The organism is Crossiella sp. NPDC003009, assembly GCF_053591555.1.
This window is the reverse complement of record NZ_JBSFUA010000025.1, coordinates 62,142-79,445: the sequence shown is the minus strand read 5'-3', so window position 1 is coordinate 79,445 and position 17,304 is coordinate 62,142. Positions and strand designations below refer to the sequence as shown.

General features: G+C 71.4%; 12 protein-coding genes. 6 read left to right on the top strand and 6 right to left on the bottom strand.

All coding sequences use genetic code 11. The features are described from left to right. The first annotated feature begins 6 nt into the window (after positions 1-6). Both map and ACWDY5_RS24600 read left to right on the top strand, forming a co-directional pair. The gene (gene map, locus ACWDY5_RS24605; protein ID WP_449724519.1) at positions 7-864 is read left to right on the top strand and encodes a type I methionyl aminopeptidase; all 858 of its coding nucleotides are present in this window, start codon (positions 7-9) and stop codon (positions 862-864) included. Beyond that, positions 861-2,402: a cobyric acid synthase gene (locus ACWDY5_RS24600; RefSeq protein ID WP_449724518.1), complete on the top strand. Its 1,542-nt coding sequence runs from the start codon at positions 861-863 to the stop codon at positions 2,400-2,402. The genes map and ACWDY5_RS24600 overlap by 4 nt, the downstream gene beginning before the upstream one ends. On the opposite strand, the gene ACWDY5_RS24595 is transcribed toward ACWDY5_RS24600, so the two are convergent. Further along, positions 2,395-3,204, bottom strand: a complete 810-nt coding sequence (locus ACWDY5_RS24595; RefSeq protein ID WP_449724517.1) for a dienelactone hydrolase family protein — start codon at positions 3,202-3,204, stop codon at positions 2,395-2,397. The two genes, ACWDY5_RS24600 and ACWDY5_RS24595, sit on opposite strands and share 8 nt — an antisense overlap. 298 nt (positions 3,205-3,502) lie before the next feature. Here ACWDY5_RS24595 and ACWDY5_RS24590 point away from each other — a divergent pair, with 298 nt between their 5' ends. After that, entirely contained in the window at positions 3,503-7,444 is a 3,942-nt protein-coding gene (locus tag ACWDY5_RS24590; protein WP_449724516.1) for a discoidin domain-containing protein, read from the top strand. A 124-nt stretch (positions 7,445-7,568) separates the two neighbouring features. After that, positions 7,569-9,383 (top strand): glycosyltransferase family 39 protein, encoded by a 1,815-nt coding sequence (locus ACWDY5_RS24585; RefSeq protein WP_449724515.1) that lies wholly within the window; start codon positions 7,569-7,571, stop codon positions 9,381-9,383. Here ACWDY5_RS24585 and asnB read toward each other — a convergent pair. Continuing rightward, complete coding sequence (asnB, locus tag ACWDY5_RS24580) at positions 9,359-11,200, bottom strand: asparagine synthase (glutamine-hydrolyzing) (protein ID WP_449724514.1); 1,842 nt, start codon at positions 11,198-11,200, stop codon at positions 9,359-9,361. The genes ACWDY5_RS24585 and asnB overlap by 25 nt on opposite strands. 115 nt (positions 11,201-11,315) lie before the next feature. Between asnB and ACWDY5_RS24575 the strand changes: the two genes are divergently transcribed. Further along, positions 11,316-11,801, top strand: a complete 486-nt coding sequence (locus ACWDY5_RS24575; protein WP_449724513.1) for a MarR family winged helix-turn-helix transcriptional regulator — start codon at positions 11,316-11,318, stop codon at positions 11,799-11,801. 165 nt (positions 11,802-11,966) lie between these two features. Here ACWDY5_RS24575 and ACWDY5_RS24570 read toward each other — a convergent pair whose 3' ends face one another. Further along, positions 11,967-12,650 (bottom strand): FadR/GntR family transcriptional regulator, encoded by a 684-nt coding sequence (locus ACWDY5_RS24570; protein WP_449724512.1) that lies wholly within the window; start codon positions 12,648-12,650, stop codon positions 11,967-11,969. A 27-nt stretch (positions 12,651-12,677) separates the two neighbouring features. On the opposite strand from ACWDY5_RS24570, the gene ACWDY5_RS24565 reads away from it, so the two are divergent. Next, entirely contained in the window at positions 12,678-14,093 is a 1,416-nt protein-coding gene (locus ACWDY5_RS24565) for an MFS transporter (protein WP_449724511.1), read from the top strand. A gap of 45 nt (positions 14,094-14,138) precedes the next feature. On the opposite strand, the gene ACWDY5_RS24560 is transcribed toward ACWDY5_RS24565, so the two are convergent. The 3 genes from ACWDY5_RS24560 to ACWDY5_RS24550 are packed head-to-tail and all read right to left on the bottom strand — an operon-like array spanning position 14,139 to position 17,251. After that, entirely contained in the window at positions 14,139-15,503 is a 1,365-nt protein-coding gene (locus ACWDY5_RS24560) for a mycothione reductase (RefSeq protein WP_449724510.1), read from the bottom strand. A gap of 1 nt (position 15,504) precedes the next feature. Further along, positions 15,505-16,701 carry a VanZ family protein gene (locus ACWDY5_RS24555; protein ID WP_449724509.1) on the bottom strand — a complete coding sequence of 399 codons (1,197 nt, stop codon included), beginning with the start codon at positions 16,699-16,701 and terminating at the stop codon, positions 15,505-15,507. Between the two features lie 4 nt (positions 16,702-16,705). Further along, positions 16,706-17,251: a YbhB/YbcL family Raf kinase inhibitor-like protein gene (locus ACWDY5_RS24550; protein WP_449724508.1), complete on the bottom strand. Its 546-nt coding sequence runs from the start codon at positions 17,249-17,251 to the stop codon at positions 16,706-16,708. Positions 17,252-17,304 lie beyond the last annotated feature (53 nt).

Sequence of the window (17,304 nt, the reverse complement as noted above, 5' to 3'; positions counted from 1 at the left end):
GACCCCATGCCCGTCCGCGCCCCACTCAAGCCCGGCCAGCAGTCGCCGCGGCGACCCGTGCCCGCACACATCGAGCGTCCCGAGTACGTGGACAAGCCGGCGCCCAAGCGCAACACCGATCCGTGGGTGCAGCCGCCGGAGATCATCGAGGCCATGCGGGTGGCCGGCAGGCTCGCCGCCCAGGCGCTGGCCGAGGCGGGCAAGGTGTGCGTGCCGGGCGCGACCACCGACGAGGTGGATGCGGTGGTGCACGAGTTCCTCTGCGACAACGGGGCCTACCCGTCCACGCTGGGCTACCGGAACTACCCGAAGTCCTGCTGCACCTCGCTCAACGAGGTCATCTGCCACGGCATCCCGGACAGCACGGTGATCGAGGACGGCGACATCGTCAACGTCGACGTCACCGCGTTCATCGGCGGCGTGCACGGCGACACCAACGCCACCTTCCTGGCCGGGCACGTCTCCGAGGAGGCGCAGCTGCTGGTCGAGCGGACCAGGGAGGCCACCGCCAGGGCGATCAAGGCGGTCAAGCCCGGCAGGCAGATCAACGTGATCGGCCGGGTCATCGAGGCCTACGCCAAGCGGTTCGGCTACGGCGTGGTGCGCGACTTCACCGGGCACGGCATCGGCCGGTCCTTCCACAGCGGCCTGGTCGTGCTGCACTACGACGAGCCGAGCATGGACACCGTGCTGGAGCCCGGCATGACCTTCACCATCGAGCCGATGATCACCCTGGGCACCATCGACTACGACATGTGGGCCGACGGCTGGACGGTGACCACCAAGGACAAGAAGTTCACCGCCCAGTTCGAGCACACCGTGCTGGTCACCACCGACGGCGCAGAAATCCTGACTCTGCCGTGACCGGTGGCGGCCTGCTCATCGCGGGCACCACCTCCGACGCGGGCAAGAGCGTGCTGGTCGCCGGGCTGTGCCGCTGGCTGGCCCGGCGCGGGGTGCGGGTGGCGCCGTTCAAGGCGCAGAACATGTCCAACAACTCGGTGGTCACCCTCGACGGCGGCGAGATCGGCCGGGCGCAGGCGGTGCAGGCCGCCGCGGCCGGGCTGGACCCCTCGGTGCGGTTCAACCCGGTGCTGCTCAAGCCGGGCAGCGACCGCAGCTCGCAGGTGGTGCTGCTGGGCAAGGTGGTCGGCGAGGTCAGCGCGCTGTCCTACCGCGCCCGCAAGGAGGAGCTGTTCGCCACCGTGCTGGCCACCCTGGACGGCCTGCGCGCGGAGTACGAGGCGGTGGTCTGCGAGGGCGCCGGCTCGCCGACCGAGATCAACCTGCGCGCCAACGACATCGCCAACATGGGCCTGGCCCGCGCGGCGAACCTGCCGGTGCTGGTGGTCGGCGACATCGACCGCGGCGGCGTGTTCGCCCACCTGTTCGGCACCCTGGCCCTGCTCGACCCGGCGGACCAGGCCCTGGTCAGCGGCTTTGTCATCAACAAGTTCCGGGGCGATGCCACGCTGCTGGAACCGGGCCTGCGCCAGCTGCGCGCGCTGACCGGCCGCCCGGTGCACGGCGTGCTGCCCTGGCGCGAGGAGCTGTGGCTGGACGCCGAGGACTCGCTCTCCTACGCCGCCGACGGGGTGGTGGGCAGGCCAGCGCCGCCGGTGGGGGAGCAGTGGCTGCGGGTCGTGGTGCCCCGGCTGCCCCGGATCTCCAACGCCACCGACGTGGAGGCGCTGGCCGGTGAGCCCGGCGTCTCGGTCCGCTTCGTCACCGAGCCCTCCCGGCTGGCCGACGCCGACCTGGTGCTGATCCCCGGCTCGAAGTCCACCGTCGCCGACCTGGCCTGGCTGCGCCGCACCGGCCTGGCCGAGGCCATCCACCGGCACGCCCGCGCGGGCCTGCCGGTCACCGGGATCTGCGGCGGTTACCAGATGCTGGCCAGGACCCTGCGGGACGAGGTCGAGTCCAGGGCGGGCACCGTGGACGGCCTGGCCCTGCTGGACCTGGACATCGACTTCCACCCGGTGAAGACCCTGGCTCGCCCCACCGGCCGCGCGCTGTCACATCCGGTGCACGGCTACGAGATCCACCACGGCCACCCGTCCCGCCGCGCGGACACCCTGCCCCCGCTGATCACCCTGCCGGATGGCACCGGCGAGGGTGTGCTGCACGAGTCGATCGCGGGCACGCACTGGCACGGCCTGTTCGAGAACGACGAGTTCCGCCGCGACTTCCTGCGCTGGGCGGCCACGCGCGCGGGCCGCACCGGCTTCACCCCGGCCCCGGACACCGACTTCGCCGCCGCCCGCGCCGCCCAGCTGGACCTGCTGGGCGACCTGGTCGCCGACCACCTGGACACCGACGCCGTGCAGCGGCTGCTGGAGCGGGGCGCGCCGAAGGGACTGCCGGACCTCCCACCCGGCGCACCCCCGCTAGTCAGCTAGCGAGGCCGCCCAGCCGCTCGTGCAGGAACGCCACCACCTGATCCCGTGCCGCCATCGCCGAGTTCCCCTCCCGGACCTCCCTGGTCAGCACCGAGTGCGCGTTCCACTGGTACCCCTCCGCGTTCCCCGCCCCCGAGTCCAGCTCCACCACCCGGAACGCCTCGCCCAACCGCTCGGTCAGCGTCCGGAACCGCTCACCCGGCGACAGCACGTCCCGGCTGAACCGCAGCCCCATCAGGCACAGCCCCGACTCCACCGTGCGCGCCGCGATCCGGGACAGCTCCTCCGCCGACATCCCCGGATCCGCCTTCCGCCGCGCGCCCAGCGGCAGCGGCAGCGAGGGCTGGCTGGCCACCGGGGCCAGCACCACCTCCTCCACCGCGGCGGCCAGCGCGAAACCGCCGGTGAAGCACATGCCGATCACGCCGACGCCCGGGCCGGGGGTGCGGGCGGCCAGGTCCCTGGCCACCGCACGCAGGTAGTCACTGAACGGGCGCCTGGCGTTCAGGGCGAAAGCCCGGAACTCCGCGGACACGCACGCCTTGGCCACCACGGGCAAGCCGGTGAGCGGGTTCTCCGGCGCGCCGGGTGTGCCGAAGGCGGAGACCACCAGCACGGTGAAGCCGTTGTCCACCAGGTGGTCGCAGAAGCCGAGCACCGAGGGCGTCAGGCCGGGGAGCTCCGGCAGCACCACCACGCCGGGGCCGCTGCCCTTCTCGTAGCAGTCGTAGCTGGATCCGGCCGCGGTGAACGGCGACCGCCGCCACCCGGTCAGGTCGGACGTGGGCGCCTGCTGGCTCATGAAGCCGGTTGTACACCAGCGCTGCTCCATTCGCGTGGTGCTGTTTCGTGCCAGAGCCAATGCCGGCCGAGCCGTTGACGCGGCCGTAGCGGGTCTGTAACTCTTGCCTCCCGTTACGCAAAAATCTGACATTGAAGTGGCATTTACGTACAGAGTCCCGTTATTTCCTGCGCAACGTCGCGCATGACCTCCTCCCTGGCTGCCCTGCCCCGGGGATGAGAAACAGAGGACCGCCATGAGAGTGCAGCGCTCACTGTTCCGACCCATCGCCCTGTTAGCCGCGTATTCCCTGCTCAGCATGGGTGGACCCGTGGTGGCCACCGCCGCCCCCGCGCCGGATGTGGCGATCCGGCAGCCGGCCGCGGCCAGCAGCGCCGAAGCCGCGCACAACGCCCGCGCCCTCACCGACGGCGACCAGGGCACCTACTGGCAGAGCGCGGGCGACGCGCTTCCGCAGTGGGCCCAGGTCGACCTCGGCGGCGAGCAGACCATCGACCAGGTCACGCTGAAACTGCCCCAGCGGTGGGCGAAACGCGCCCAGACGTTCGCCGTTCAGGGCAGCAGGGACGGGGTCGGCTTCGACACCCTGCTCACCTCCCGCGCGCGCACCTTCGACCCGGCCACCGGCAACACGGTCACCCTCGACCTGCCCGCGACCACCACCCGCCACCTGCGGGTCGAGATCAGCGCCAACTCCGGCGACCGGGCCGCGCAGCTGGCCGAGCTCCAGGTCCGCCGGGCCACCCCGTCCACCGTGGACCTGGCCGCCGCGGCCAATTTCACCGCGAGCAGCCAGCACCAGGACTACGGCGCGGCCAACGCCGGCGACGGGAACCAGGGCAGCTACTGGGAAAGCGCGAACAACGCCTTCCCGCAGTGGCTCCAGGCCGACCTCGGCGCCTCGGTCGCGGTCAACCGGCTGGTACTGAAGCTGCCGCCGAACTGGGAGCCGCGCGGCCAGACCTTCACCGTGCGCGGCAGCGACAACGGCACCACCTTCACCGACCTGCTGGCCCTCGCGGCGCACACCTTCAGCCCGCAGGCGCAGAACACGGTGACGCTCACCCTCAACGCCGCGGCCACCACCCGGCACCTCCGGCTGGAGTTCAGCGCGAACACCGGCTGGCCGGCGGCCCAGCTGGCCGAGTTCGAGATCTACGGCCCGGTCACCGGCGACACCCAGGCGCCCACCGCGCCGGGCGAGCTGGCCTACACCCAGCCCGGTGTGGACCAGATCCGGCTGACCTGGACCGCGGCCACCGACAACGTCGGCGTCACCGGCTACGACGTCTACGCCAACAACACCCTGCGCAGCCGGGTGGCCGGGAACGTGCTCAGCTACACCGACACCCAGCCGGTGAACGCGACCGTCAGCTACCACGTGCGGGCGCGCGACGCCGCGGGCAACGCCTCGCCCAACAGCAACACGGTCACCCGCACCGGCCCGGACAGCGGCACGAACCTGGCCCAGGGCAAGCCGATCACCGCCTCCTCGCACGTGCACAACTTCGTCGCGGCCAACGCCAACGACAACAACGCGCAGACCTACTGGGAGGGCGGCGCGGGCTACCCGAACACGCTCACCGTGTCCCTGGGCGCCAACGCCGACGTCAGCTCGGTGGTGCTCAAGCTCGACCCCGGCACCGCGTGGGGCCGCCGCACCCAGACCCTGGAGGTGCTCGGCCGGGACCAGGGCGGCGGCGCGTTCAGCCAGCTGGCCGCATCCGCCCAGCACGTCTTCGACCCGGCCACCGGCAACACGGTGACCATCGCCGCCAAGGGCAGGGCCGCCGACCTCCAGCTCCGCTTCACCGGCAACACCGGCGCGCCCGCCGGACAGGTCGCGGAGTTCCAGGTGCTCGGCACCCCCGCGCCCAACCCGAACCTGACCGTCACCGGCAGCTCCTGGACCCCGGCCACCCCGGTGGAGACCGACCCGGTGCGGCTGAGCGCGACCGTGCGCAACTCCGGCAGCGCCGCCTCAAGCGCGACCAGCGTCACCTTCTACCTGGGGGAGAACAAAGTCGGCGCCGCCGCGGTCGGGGGCCTGGCCGCGGGAGCGAGCACGACCGTCACCACTGACATCGGCCCGAGGGACGCGGGCAGCTACCCGCTGACCGCCAAGGTCGATGAGGACAACGCGGTCGTCGAGCAGAACGAGACCGACAACAGCCACACCAACGCCAGCCAGCTCACGGTGAACCCGGTGTCCAGCTCGGACCTGGTGGCCGCCTCGGTCAGCTGGACCCCGAACAACCCTGCCCCCGGGGCCGCGGTCGAGTTCGCGGTGGCCATCCGCAACCAGGGCAGCATCGCCTCGGCCGCGGGCGCGCACGGCATCACGCTGAACGTCCTGGACGGCAACGGAACCGTGGTCCGCACCCTCACCGGCGCGCACAACGGCGTCATCGCCGCCGGTGCCACCACCGCCCCGGTGAACCTGGGCAGCTGGCCGTCCGCGGCGGGCAGGCACTCGGTCCGGGTGGTGCTGGCCGAGGACGCCAACGAGCTGCCGGTCAAGCGCGCCAACAACACCAGCAGCCAGGCCCTGTTCGTGGGCAGGGGCGCGAACATGCCCTACGACATGTACGAGGCCGAGGACGCGGTCATCGGCGGCGGCGCGCAGGTCATCGGCCCGAACCGCACCATCGGCGACCTCGCCGGTGAGGCCTCCGGCCGCCGCGCGGTCACCCTGAACAACACCGGCAGCTTCGTGGAGTTCACCACCAGGGCCGAGACCAACACCCTGGTGACCCGCTTCTCCATCCCGGACGCCCCCGGTGGCGGCGGCATCGACGCCACGCTCAACATCTACGTCAACGGCCAGCCGCACAAGCCGATCACCCTGACCTCCAAGTACGCCTGGCTCTACGGCGCCGAGGCCAGCCCGGAGAACTCACCGGGCGCGGGCGGCCCCCGGCACATCTACGACGAGGCGAACCTGATGTTCGGCAGCACCATCCCCAAGGGCAGCAAGATCAAGCTGCAGAAGGACGGCGGCAACACCAGCAGCTACGCCATCGACTTCATCAACACCGAGCAGGTCGCGCCGATGGCCAACCCCGACCCGGCCAAGTACGCCGTGCCCAGCGGGTTCGGCCACCAGGACGTGCAGAACGCGCTGGACAAGGTCCGGATGGACACCAGCGGCACCCTCGTCGGGGTGTACCTGCCCGCCGGTGACTACCAGACCAGCAGCAAGTTCCAGGTCTACGGCAAGGCGGTCAAGATCACCGGAGCCGGGCCGTGGTTCACCAGGTTCCACGCACCGGCCGGCCAGGCCAACACCGACGTCGGCTTCCGGGCCGAGGGCAGCGCGAGCGGGTCCTCCTTCGCCAACTTCGCCTACTTCGGCAACTACACCTCGCGGATCGACGGTCCCGGCAAGGTGTTCGACTTCCAGAACGTCAGCGACATCGTCATCGACAACATCTGGAACGAGCACATGGTGTGCCTGTACTGGGGCGCGAACACCGACCGGATCACCATCAAGAACTCCCGGGTCCGCAACATGTTCGCCGACGCGATCAACATGACCAACGGCAGCACCGACAACCACGTGGTCAACAACGACTCGCGGGCCAGCGGTGACGACAGCTTCGCGCTGTTCTCCGCGATCGACGCCGGTGGCGCGGACATCAGGAACAACGTCTACGAGAACCTGACCTCCACGCTGACCTGGCGGGCGGCCGGGGTCGCGGTCTACGGCGGCTATGACAACACCTTCCGCAACATCTACATCGCCGACACCCTGGTCTACTCCGGCATCACCATCTCCTCGCTGGACTTCGGCTACCCGATGAACGGCTTCGGGCCGGGGCCGACGAAGTTCGAGAACATCTCCATCGTCAGGGCGGGCGGCCATTTCTGGGGCGCTCAAACATTCCCGGGCATCTGGGTGTTCTCCGCCTCCAAGGTCTTCCGCAACATCCGGGTGTCCGATGTGGACATCATCGACCCGACCTACAGCGGCATCATGTTCCAGACCAAGTACAGCAGTCCTGGCCAGCCGGAGAACCCGATCACCGACACGGTGTTCACCAACGTCTCCATCTCCGGCGCCCGCAAGAGCGGCGACGCCTTCGACGCCAAGTCCGGCTTCGGCCTCTGGGCCAACGAGTTGCCGGAACCCGGTCAGGGCCCCGCGGTCGGCTCGGTCACCTTCAACAACCTCCGCCTTTCCGGCAACCACACCGACATCCGCAACACCACCTCCACCTTCACCATCAACCGCAACTGACCGCGCCACCGACGAACGGGCGCGGCCGTGTCCTCCCCGGCCGCGCCCGTTCCCCATGCCCGCTCCGGGCTGACTCCCAGCGGGTTCCCACCTGGCTCCCAGCCACGGCGGCCAGCCTGCTCCCGTGACCGACCGCACGCGCCAGCCCCGCTGGTCCCGGCCCGCCCTCGCCGCGGTGCTGGCACTGGCCGCGGTGCTCTACACCTGGGCCCTGTCCGCCAACGGCTTCGCCAACACCTACTACTCCGCGGCGGTGCTCAGCGCCACCAAGAGCTGGTCGGCCTTCTTCTACGGCGCGCTGGACGCCGGTGGCTTCATCACGGTGGACAAGCCGCCGCTGGCGCTGTGGGTGCAGGCCTTGTCCGCCAGGGCGTTCGGCTTCTCCAGCTGGAGCATCCTGCTGCCACAGGCCGTGGCCGGGGTGGCCGCGGTCGCGGTGGTGCACCATGTGACCAGACGCGCTTTCGGGCCGGCAGCGGGCATTCTGGCCGCGCTGGCGCTCACCCTGACCCCGGTGGTGGTCGCGGTGACCCGGCACAACAACCCGGACACCCTGCTGGTCCTGCTGCTCACCCTGGCCGCCTGGGCGCTGTCCAACGCGGTCCGCTCCGGCCACCTGCTGCCGCTGCTGGCCTGCGCGCTGGCTGTCGGTCTGGCCTTCAACACCAAGATGTTGCAGGCTTATCTGATCGTGCCAGCCGCGGCCGTCGCCTACCTGGTCGGTGTCGGCGGGCCGTGGTGGCGCAAGCTGCTCCGGCTCGGCCTGGCGGGGGTGGTGCTGCTCGGGGTGAGCCTGTCCTGGCTGCTCGCGGTGGACTCGGTCAACCCGGCCGAGCGACCCTTCATCGGCAGCAGCACCGACAACACGGTGAGCGAGTTGTTGTTCGGCTACAACGGTTTCGGCCGACTGCTCGGCCAGAACCGGGTCGGCTCGCCAGGGCTGAACGCCGGTGGTGGCGGCGGGGGCAACGCCAGCGGCTGGGACCGGCTGCTCAGCGGCGAGGTCGGCGGCCAGATCGCCTGGCTGTTCCCGTTGGCGCTGCTGGGTTTCCTGGCCGCGCTGGTACTGCGGCGGCAGCGCGCCGAACTGGTGCTGTGGGGCGGCTGGCTGCTCACCACCGCGGTCGTGTTCTCCACCGCCGCCGGGATCTGGCACACCTACTACACGGTCGCGCTGGCCCCGCCGCTGGCCGTGGTGGCCGGTGCGGGCGCGACCGCGCTGTGGCGGCTGCACCGGGACCGCTCGCACTGGGGCTGGCTGCTGCCGGTGACCGTGGGGCTGACCGGGTTCTGGGGCGCGACCCTGCTCGGCCGCACCCCGGACTACCTGCCCTGGCTGCCGGTCACCCTCGCGCTGCTCGGCCTGGCCGCCTCGGTCGCGCTGGCGATCCCGTTGCTGGGCGGCCGTTTCTCCCGCCGGGCGACCGCGCTCACCGCGATCACCGGGCTGCTCGCGGCCCTGGCCGGACCCGCCGCCTACGCGGTGACCCCGCTGACCGCGAAGACCTCGGTGACCTTCCCGATCGCGCAGCCCGCGGCCGCCGTCAGGTTCGCCCCGGACCGCGCCGAAGGCCCCAGTGCCGCCGCGCTGGCCCACCTGGAGGCCCAGTACCGCAACGAGCGCTGGGCGGTGGCCGTGGTAGGCGCGCTGGTCGCCGCCCCGGTCATCCTGGACACCGGCCTGCCGGTGATGGCCGTCGGCGGCTTCAACGGCAACGACCCTGCACCCACCACGGCCCAGCTGCAAAACTATGTCCACAGTGGACAGCTGCGCTTCGTCTGGACCACCGGCGCGTCCCCGACGCTCCAGTTCGGCGGCGGTGCGGGCGCAGGCACGGCCGTGGTGGACGCGGCCCTGTCCTGGGTCACCGCGCACTGCGCGCCGGTGCCGGGGACAGGGCAGCTCTACGACTGCTACAGCTCGACCCGCACGCCGTAGTCCACGATCCACCGGTTCAGGCCCAGCAGCGACTCCACCGTGCGCCGGGTCGCGGAGTCCGAGCCGACGGTGACCAGCGGTGAGTCCAGCAGGGTCTGGATGTCCTTGCGCGGCACCAGTTCGGTCACCGGCGCGGACGAGTCCTCGATCACCCTGGCCAGCTCCTCGCGCAGCGCCTTCTCATACCCCGCGTCCTGGGTGGAGGGGTACGGGCTCTTCTTGCGCTGCACCACCGACTGCGGCAGCACGTCCGCGGTGGCCGCGCGCAGCAGGCTCTTCTCCTTGCCGTCGAAGGTCTTCATCGCCCACGGCGCGTTGAACACGTACTGCACCAGGCGGTGGTCGCAGAACGGCACCCGGACCTCAAGGCCGACCGCCATGCTCATCCGGTCCTTGCGGTCCAGCAGCAGGTTCACGAACCGGGTCAGGTTGAGGTAGCTCAGCTCGCGCATCCGCGCCTCCAGCCCGGTCTCCCCGGCCAGCCTGGGCACCTCGGCCAATGCCTCCTGGTAGCGCTGTTGCACGTAGTCGCCCAGCTGGAGCCGTTCGGCCAGCCCGCGGTAGACCGACTCGGTCTGGCTGTGCGCTCGCGCGGCGATCCACGGGAAGGTGTTCCCGTTGACCGCGGCCGGGTCGTGGAACCACTTGTAGCCGCCGAAGACCTCATCGGCGGACTCCCCGGACAGCGCCACCGTGGACCGGCCGCGGATCGCCTTGAACAGCAGGTACAGCGAGAAGTCCATCTCGCCCATGCCGTTGGGCAGGTCGCGGGCGTGCAGCGCGGCCGCGCGCACCACCGGGTCCATCAGGTCGTCGTTGTCCAGCACGATGTTGGTGTGCTCGGCGGCCACGTGCTCGGCGACCTCGGCCACGAACGGCGCGTCCGGGCTGTCCCGGAAGGCGTCGGCGTGGAAGTTGTCGGTGTACCCGGCGAAGTCCACCGAGAACGAGCGCACCGGACCCGCGCCCTGCGCGGTCAGCGCCTTGGCCGCCAGCGCGGTCAGCGCGCTGGAGTCCAGGCCGCCGGAGAGCAGCGTGCACAGCGGCACGTCCGCGATGAGCTGCCGCTCGACGATGTCCTCCAGCAGTTCCCGCACGGTGCGCACGGTGGTGTCCAGGTCGTCGGTGTGCTCGGTGGCCTCCAACTGCCAGTACCGGGACTTGCTGATCCCCTTGCGGGACACCGTGACCACCGAGCCGGGCCGCACCTCCGACAGCCCGCGCAGGATGCCCAGCTCCGGCGTCTTGACGAAGCCCAGCGCCTCGCGCAGCCCGTCCGCGTCCAGCACCGCCTCGGCCAGCGGGTTGGCCAGGATCGCCTTGGGCTCGGAGCCGAAGAGCACGCCGTCGGCGGTGGGGTAGTAGTAGAGCGGCTTGATGCCCATCCGGTCGCGCACCAGCAGCAGCTCCTCGGTGCGGGCGTCCCAGATGGCGAAGGCGTACATGCCGTTGAGCCGGTCGACCAGGGACGGGCCCCACTCCAGGTAGGCGTTGAGCACCACCTCGGTGTCGCTGGCGGTGCGGAAGAGGTGGCCGCGGCGCTGGAGCTCGGCGCGCAGCTCGCGGAAGTTGTAGACCTCGCCGCTGTAGGTCAGCACCGCGGTGGTGCGCCCCTGCGCCTCGGCGAGCATCGGCTGACGGCCACCCTCAAGATCGATGATGGCCAGTCGCCGCTGTCCGATCGCGGCGTGGCGGTCCAGCCAGAGCCCGGCGTCATCCGGTCCCCGGCAGGCCATCGTCTCGGTCATCGCGGCGGCGGTGTCGTGTTCCTGGGTCAGGTCGCGCTGGTAGCCGACCCAGCCGGCGATTCCACACATGAGAGAGATCCCCCTTCAGCACTGAATTGGTGGGATGTCTCCGACGGTAGACCCGATGGTTGCGTCACGCAACGGTCGGCTTGGTGTTCCCGGCGGCAGGTGGAAGGGTGGAATCGTGACGAACCGGGCCGAACCGAACACGGCGGACGACCAGCTCACCGGCGCACTCGAACACGAGCTGACCCTGTTCACCCGCAAGGCCTTCTGGCGGTTCTGGACCACTCGATATCCCGAGGTCATCGGCCTGGACCAGACGACGTACCCCTACCTGGCGGTGATCTCCGCGCGTCCGGGGCTGACCGTCGGCGAGCTGGCCAGGATGTTCAACGTGGACAAGTCCACCGCCAGCCGTCATGTGGCCAAGCTCACCAGCGCCGAGCTGGCCAGGGTGGTCGACAACCCGCCCAATGCGCGCACCCAGCCGTTGCAGGCCACCGAGGAGGGCAGACGTCGGGTCGCCATCGTGCAAGCCGACCGCGCCGCCTGGCTGCACGGCGTGCTCGCCGACTGGCCCGAACAGGACCAGCGCGACCTGGCCCGCCTGGTCGCCCGCCTCAACGCCGACCTGGACGCCCGCGAGCAGCGGACCAGGGGCCGCTAGCGCAGCGCACGTCCCCGGCGGCCGGTTTGCCGCCACACCGCGACCGCCGCGTCGGCCTCCCGTGCCGCGCGGCCTGCGCCAGTCGTTGGCCGTCGCGGAGAACCGCCCCCGGCCGAGGACAGGCCCGCCGGTGGTTCCCGGTCATCCGGCGGGCCGCCGTTGTGCCTAGTGCTCGGCGGAACCGAGGGTGGAGAGCAGTTCCTCGATGAAGCCGCCTGCCTCCCGGGCCGCGCGTTCGGGGTCCTGGTCCCGGACCGCCGCCAGCAGGTCCTGGTGGGAGATGTGCCGGTCGCCGTCCACCTCGGAGTCCACCGTGGTCGCGACACTGGCCTTCACTGCCTCGGTGAACCCTCGGTACAGCTCGGTGAGCACCGGGTTCTGCGAGCATTCGACGAGCATCAGGTGGAAGGCGGTGTCGGTGACCACCATCCGATCCCACTCCCCGGCGGCCAGCGCGGCGTCCCGCTCGGCCAGGGTCTCGGTCAGCCGGTGCAGCTCCTCCTCGCTGCGGCGGACCGCGGCCAGCCGCGCGCCCTCGACCTCCAGCGCGTGCCGCACCTCCAGCACGTCGCGCAGCTCGGCATCGCACAGCCTGCGCACCGCGCCGGAAAGCTCACTGGTCGCGCGCACGAACGTGCCGTCGCCCTGTCGCACCTCCAGCAACCCGGCGTGCGCCAGCGCCCGGACCGCCTCCCGGACCGTGTTCCTGCCCACGCCCAGCGCCGTCACAAGCTCGGGCTCAGCGGGAATCCGCCGCCCGATCGGCCATTCGCCGCTGGTCACCAGCGTGCGCATCTGGTCGATCACCTGCTCGACGAGGCCGGTGCGTCGGGTAGTGGCCAACGGCACAGTCTCATCCTTTCATCCGGACATCCCATGTTTGCTTATAGTACTCGCGTGACCGTGACGCCGATCCTCCCTGACGACATCCGGTCAGCAGCTCAGCCTGCCACTTCCGGCCGTTCCCGTGCAGCTACGGTCGTCGGCGGCAGTTCGCTGTTGATCGTCGGTATCGTGCTTGCCGCGCTCAACCTCCGTCCCGCCGTGACCAGCCTCGCTGCCGTGCTGGCGGAGGTCCGTGATTCTCTGGGCGTCTCGGCAGTCTGGGTCAGCGCGGTAACGGCCGTGCCTACAGTGTGTTTCGGTTTCGCCGGTCTCGTGGCGCCGATGCTCTCCCGCCGCTTCGGCCCGCTGCGCGTTGTCGGCTTCGCACTGGGCCTGCTCGGCCTGGGACTCGCCCTCCGAGTCCTGGACGGACCTGCGGTTCTGCTGGGCGGCACGCTCGCGGCCTGCTCCTCGATCGCGGTGGCCAACGTGCTGATCCCGGTGGTCGTGAAGGAGTCCTTCCCCGGACGGCTCGGTTTTGTCATGGGCGTCTACAGCGCCGCGCTCTCCGCCGGCGGCGCCGCCGCGGCCGCCTTCACCGCGCCGCTGGAGCGGTGGGTCGGCGGCTGGCGGGTCGCGGTCGGGCTGTGGGCGGTGCTCGCGGTGACCGCCCTGGTCGTCTGGGCGGTGGCCCGCCGCCGCGCCCAGCCCCTGGAGGAAGCGGCCCTCGCGCACGACGCACTCGAACAAGCCGCCACCCCCGCCGAGACCACCGCCACCCGCGCCGAGACCACCGCGGCCCTCGCCGCCACCGCGACGTCCGCCACCACCGCGACCCGGGCCACCGCCGCCGAACCGGCCGCCGCGTCCACCACCGCGGCCGCCGGGCGCTCCCGCAGCCTGTACCGCAACCCGCTGGCCTGGGCCGTCACCGGCTTCTTCGGCATGCAGTCGCTGGTCGCCTACACCTGGATGGGCTGGCTGCCGGAGATCCTGCGCGACGTCGCGGGCGTCGACCCGACCACCGCCGGCGTCATGCTCGGCGCGCTGATGGTCATCGGCGTGCCCGCCGCGCTGATCGTCCCGCCGCTGGTCACCCGCCGCCGCGCGCAGTCCGGCTGGGCCGTGGCGATGACCGCGACCTCGCTGCTCGGCGTGCTGGGCCTGCTGGTCGCGCCCACGCTGTCCCCGGTGCTGTGGGTGGCGCTGCTCGGCGTCGGCATGGGCGGGCTGTTCCCGCTCGCGCTGACCTTCATCGCGCTGCGCTCACGCACCGTGGCCGACACCGCCGAGCTCTCCGCGATGGCGCAGAGCCTCGGCTACCTGATCGCCGCGGTCGGCCCGTTCGGCGTCGGCATGCTGCACGGCTGGACCGGTGGCTGGACCGCCTCGCTGCTGCTGGTCCTCACCGCGATGACCATCCAGCTGCTCATCGGCTACCTGGCCGGCCGCCCCCGTTACGTCTGAGCGCCTGCCCCGCGACCGCGGTGCGCGGTCGCGGGGTGACCCGGCTCAGATCTTGAGCAGCGCGTTCTCCAGCAGTTCCGGCATGGCCGGGTGGATCCAGTACTGCCCGCGCGCCATGGTCCGCGCGTCCAGCCCGAAGTGCATGGCCTGGATCAGCGGCTGGATCAACGTGGCCGCCTGCGGCCCGATGATGTGCGCGCCGAGCAGCAGCCCGGAGGCCGGGTCGGCGATCAGCTTGCAGAAGCTGGTGGTGTCCTCCATCGCCCAGCCGTAGGCGATGCCGCCGTACTCCTGGGTGACCGCCACGTGGTTGAACCCGGCCGCCTTGGCCTGCTCCTCGGTCAGCCCGACCGAGGCGACCTGCGGCGTGGAGAACACCGCGTGCGGCACGAACCGGTGGTCGGTGGTCCTGGGCGAGTCCGGGTGCAGCAGGTTGTGCTGGACCACCTTCGCCTCGTGGTTGGCCACGTGCTTGAGCTGGTACGGCGAGCTGACATCGCCCAGGGCGAAGATGCCCTCGACGCCGGTGCGCTGGTGCTCGTCGACCGCGATCCGACCGTCGGCATGCGTGCCGACGCCGGTCTTGTCCACATCCAGCAGGTGCGCGTTCGGGATCCGCCCGGCCGCCACCAGCAGCTCCTCGGCCTCCACCACCTCGGCGCCCTCCGGCCCTTCCAGGTGCAGCCGGACCACGCCGTCCACCCGCTCCGCGCGCAGCGCCTTGCAGTTGAGCCGCAGGTCCCAGCGCTGGCCGGCCAGCTCGGTGAACCGGGCGGAGATCTCGCCGTCCTCGGCCCGCAGCAGCGCGCCCGACCGGTTGACCACGGTCACCTGGACACCGAAGGAACTGAACACGTGCGCGAACTCGGTGGCCACGAACCCGCCGCCGAGGATCACCATCCGCGCGGGCAGCTTCTCCAGGCGCATCACGGTCTCGTTGGTGTGGAAGCCGACCTCGTCGATGCCGGCCACCGCCGGGATCACCGGACGGCTGCCCGCCGCGATCACGAACCGGTCCGCGGTGATGGTCACCCCGGTGCCGGTGTCCAGCTGCTTCGGCCCGGTGAACCTCGCCTCACCGGTGTAGACGGTGACGTTCGGGCACTCCTGCGCGCGGTAGCGGAACCCGCCCTCGGCGATCGGGTCGATCCGGCCGAACACCCGGTCCCGGATCTGTGGCCAGTTCACCCCGTGCAGCTCCAGGTCCACACCCAGCTTGGCCGCGGGCTTCGGGCTGCTGGCGAGCTCGGCGGGATGCACGAACATCTTGGTCGGGATGCAGCCGACGTTGAGGCAGGTGCCGCCGAAGACACCCTTCTCCACGATCGCGATGTTCCAGTCGTCGAACCGCTCGTCGATGATCGAGTTGCCCGAGCCGCTGCCGATGATGACCAGGTCGTAGTGAGGCACGCTATCCATCCTGCCTGTCGCTCGTGGTCCGCCGGTCATCGGCGGGGTCGCTGACCGCCACGGGCATCCGGGCGTCGATGACCTGCAACCCGGCGAGCCGCCCGGAGATTCCCCGCGAGTCCCGCCCGAAAACCGCCGAAACGGCGTGCGTCAGCAACAACCCGAGCGCCAGCCACAGTGCGATGTCCGCGCCAGGCACCTCGGTCGGCGCCGCGGCGAAGCCGAGCAGCCCGGCCACCCCGCCGAGCCCGATCAGCCAGCGCACCAGCAGCGCCACCAGCCCAGGAGCCCGCGCGCCCGCCACCGGCCCTCGGTCCGCGCCGTCCCTTGCCGGCTCCGGCCCCGGGCGCGCACCGTCCTCGGCCGCCACCGGCCGCAGCCGCACGATCACCTGCCCGGGACTCGCGCCCCGCGCCACCATTGTCAGCACCAGCAAGATCCCCGCCGGCAACCACCACTGCGCCCACGCGGGCACCCACGGCCCCGCGACCCCGCCCACGCCCGCGACCAGCGCGAACACGTTCCCGGCCCACCACAACAGCAGCAGGTCGCACACCATCGCCAGCAGCCGCCGCCACCGGGTCACCGGCCGCGGCAGCCCGGCGTCGGCCACCGCCCGCTGCCCGGGCACCAGCCGCAGCAGCGGCGCGAACAGCACGCCCAGCGCCGCGCCGGTGGTGTTGGAGATCAGGTCGTCCACGTCGAAGATCCGGAACGCGCACGGGTAGACCCACCAGATCCCGGTCAGCTGGGTCAGCTCGATCAGCAGCGACACCCCCGCGCCGAGGAACGCGCTGGCGAGGAAACCGCGCCGGAACAGGTGCCGGACGAACATGCCCAGCGGCACGAACAGGGCCACGTTGAGCGCGAAGGAGCGGAAGCTGCCGTCCGCGGCCACCCTGGGCAGGTCCCGCCAGCCGTGCACCGAGGGCCACTCGGTGAGCACGTGCAGCGGCTGCCACTGCGCCCGCACACCGAACTGCTGGCAGAAGTCCGGTCCCACCGGCGGCAGCGGGATCATCACATAGGCGAGCAGCGCCAGTAGGTAGAGCAGGAAGGCGAAGGCCACCGCCACATCACCGGCACCGAGGTCGCCGCGCTTGCGGTAGCGCACGGCGACGTAGGGCACGAACAGCACCAGGGTCAGTACGACCGCGGCGATGCCCGCGACCCAGGCCGGTAAGACCCGGACTCCCATCCGGTCAGTGCGCGAAGACCGGGCTGATCACGGCCCGCGCCAGGGTGTGGAACACCAGGTTGAAGCTGACCACCGCCGGGGTGGCCGAGGCGTCCACGCCCAGGGTCTCCACATCCAGTGCGTGCACCGCGAACAGGTAGCGGTGCGGGTGGTCCCCGGCGGGCGGCGCGGCCCCGCCGTAGCCCGCCGAGCCGAAGTCGGTGCGCACGTGGAAGGCGCCGGCGGGCAGCCCGGAGCCGTCCGCGCGGCCGGCGTCGGCGGCCAGTTCGGTGACCGAGGCCGGCACGTCCACCACCACCCAGTGCCAGAAGCCGGACGGGGTCGGCGCGTCCGGGTCGAAGCAGGTCACGGCGAAGCTCTTGGTCTCGGCGGGGAAGCCGCTCCAGCTCAGCTGCGGGGAGCGGTTCTCGCCGGACAGACCCATCCCGTTGAACACCTGCGCGTTCGTCAGCTGCTCGCCGTCGGCCACGTCAGTGGAGGTGACGGTGAAGGAGCCGACCGGGGGCAGCAGGCTGTACGGGTCGGGGGCGACGGGACGTTCGAGGCTCATCGGCACTCCAAGAAATGGGGTCTCGCGGGTCATGGGCACCGCGGCTGCGGATC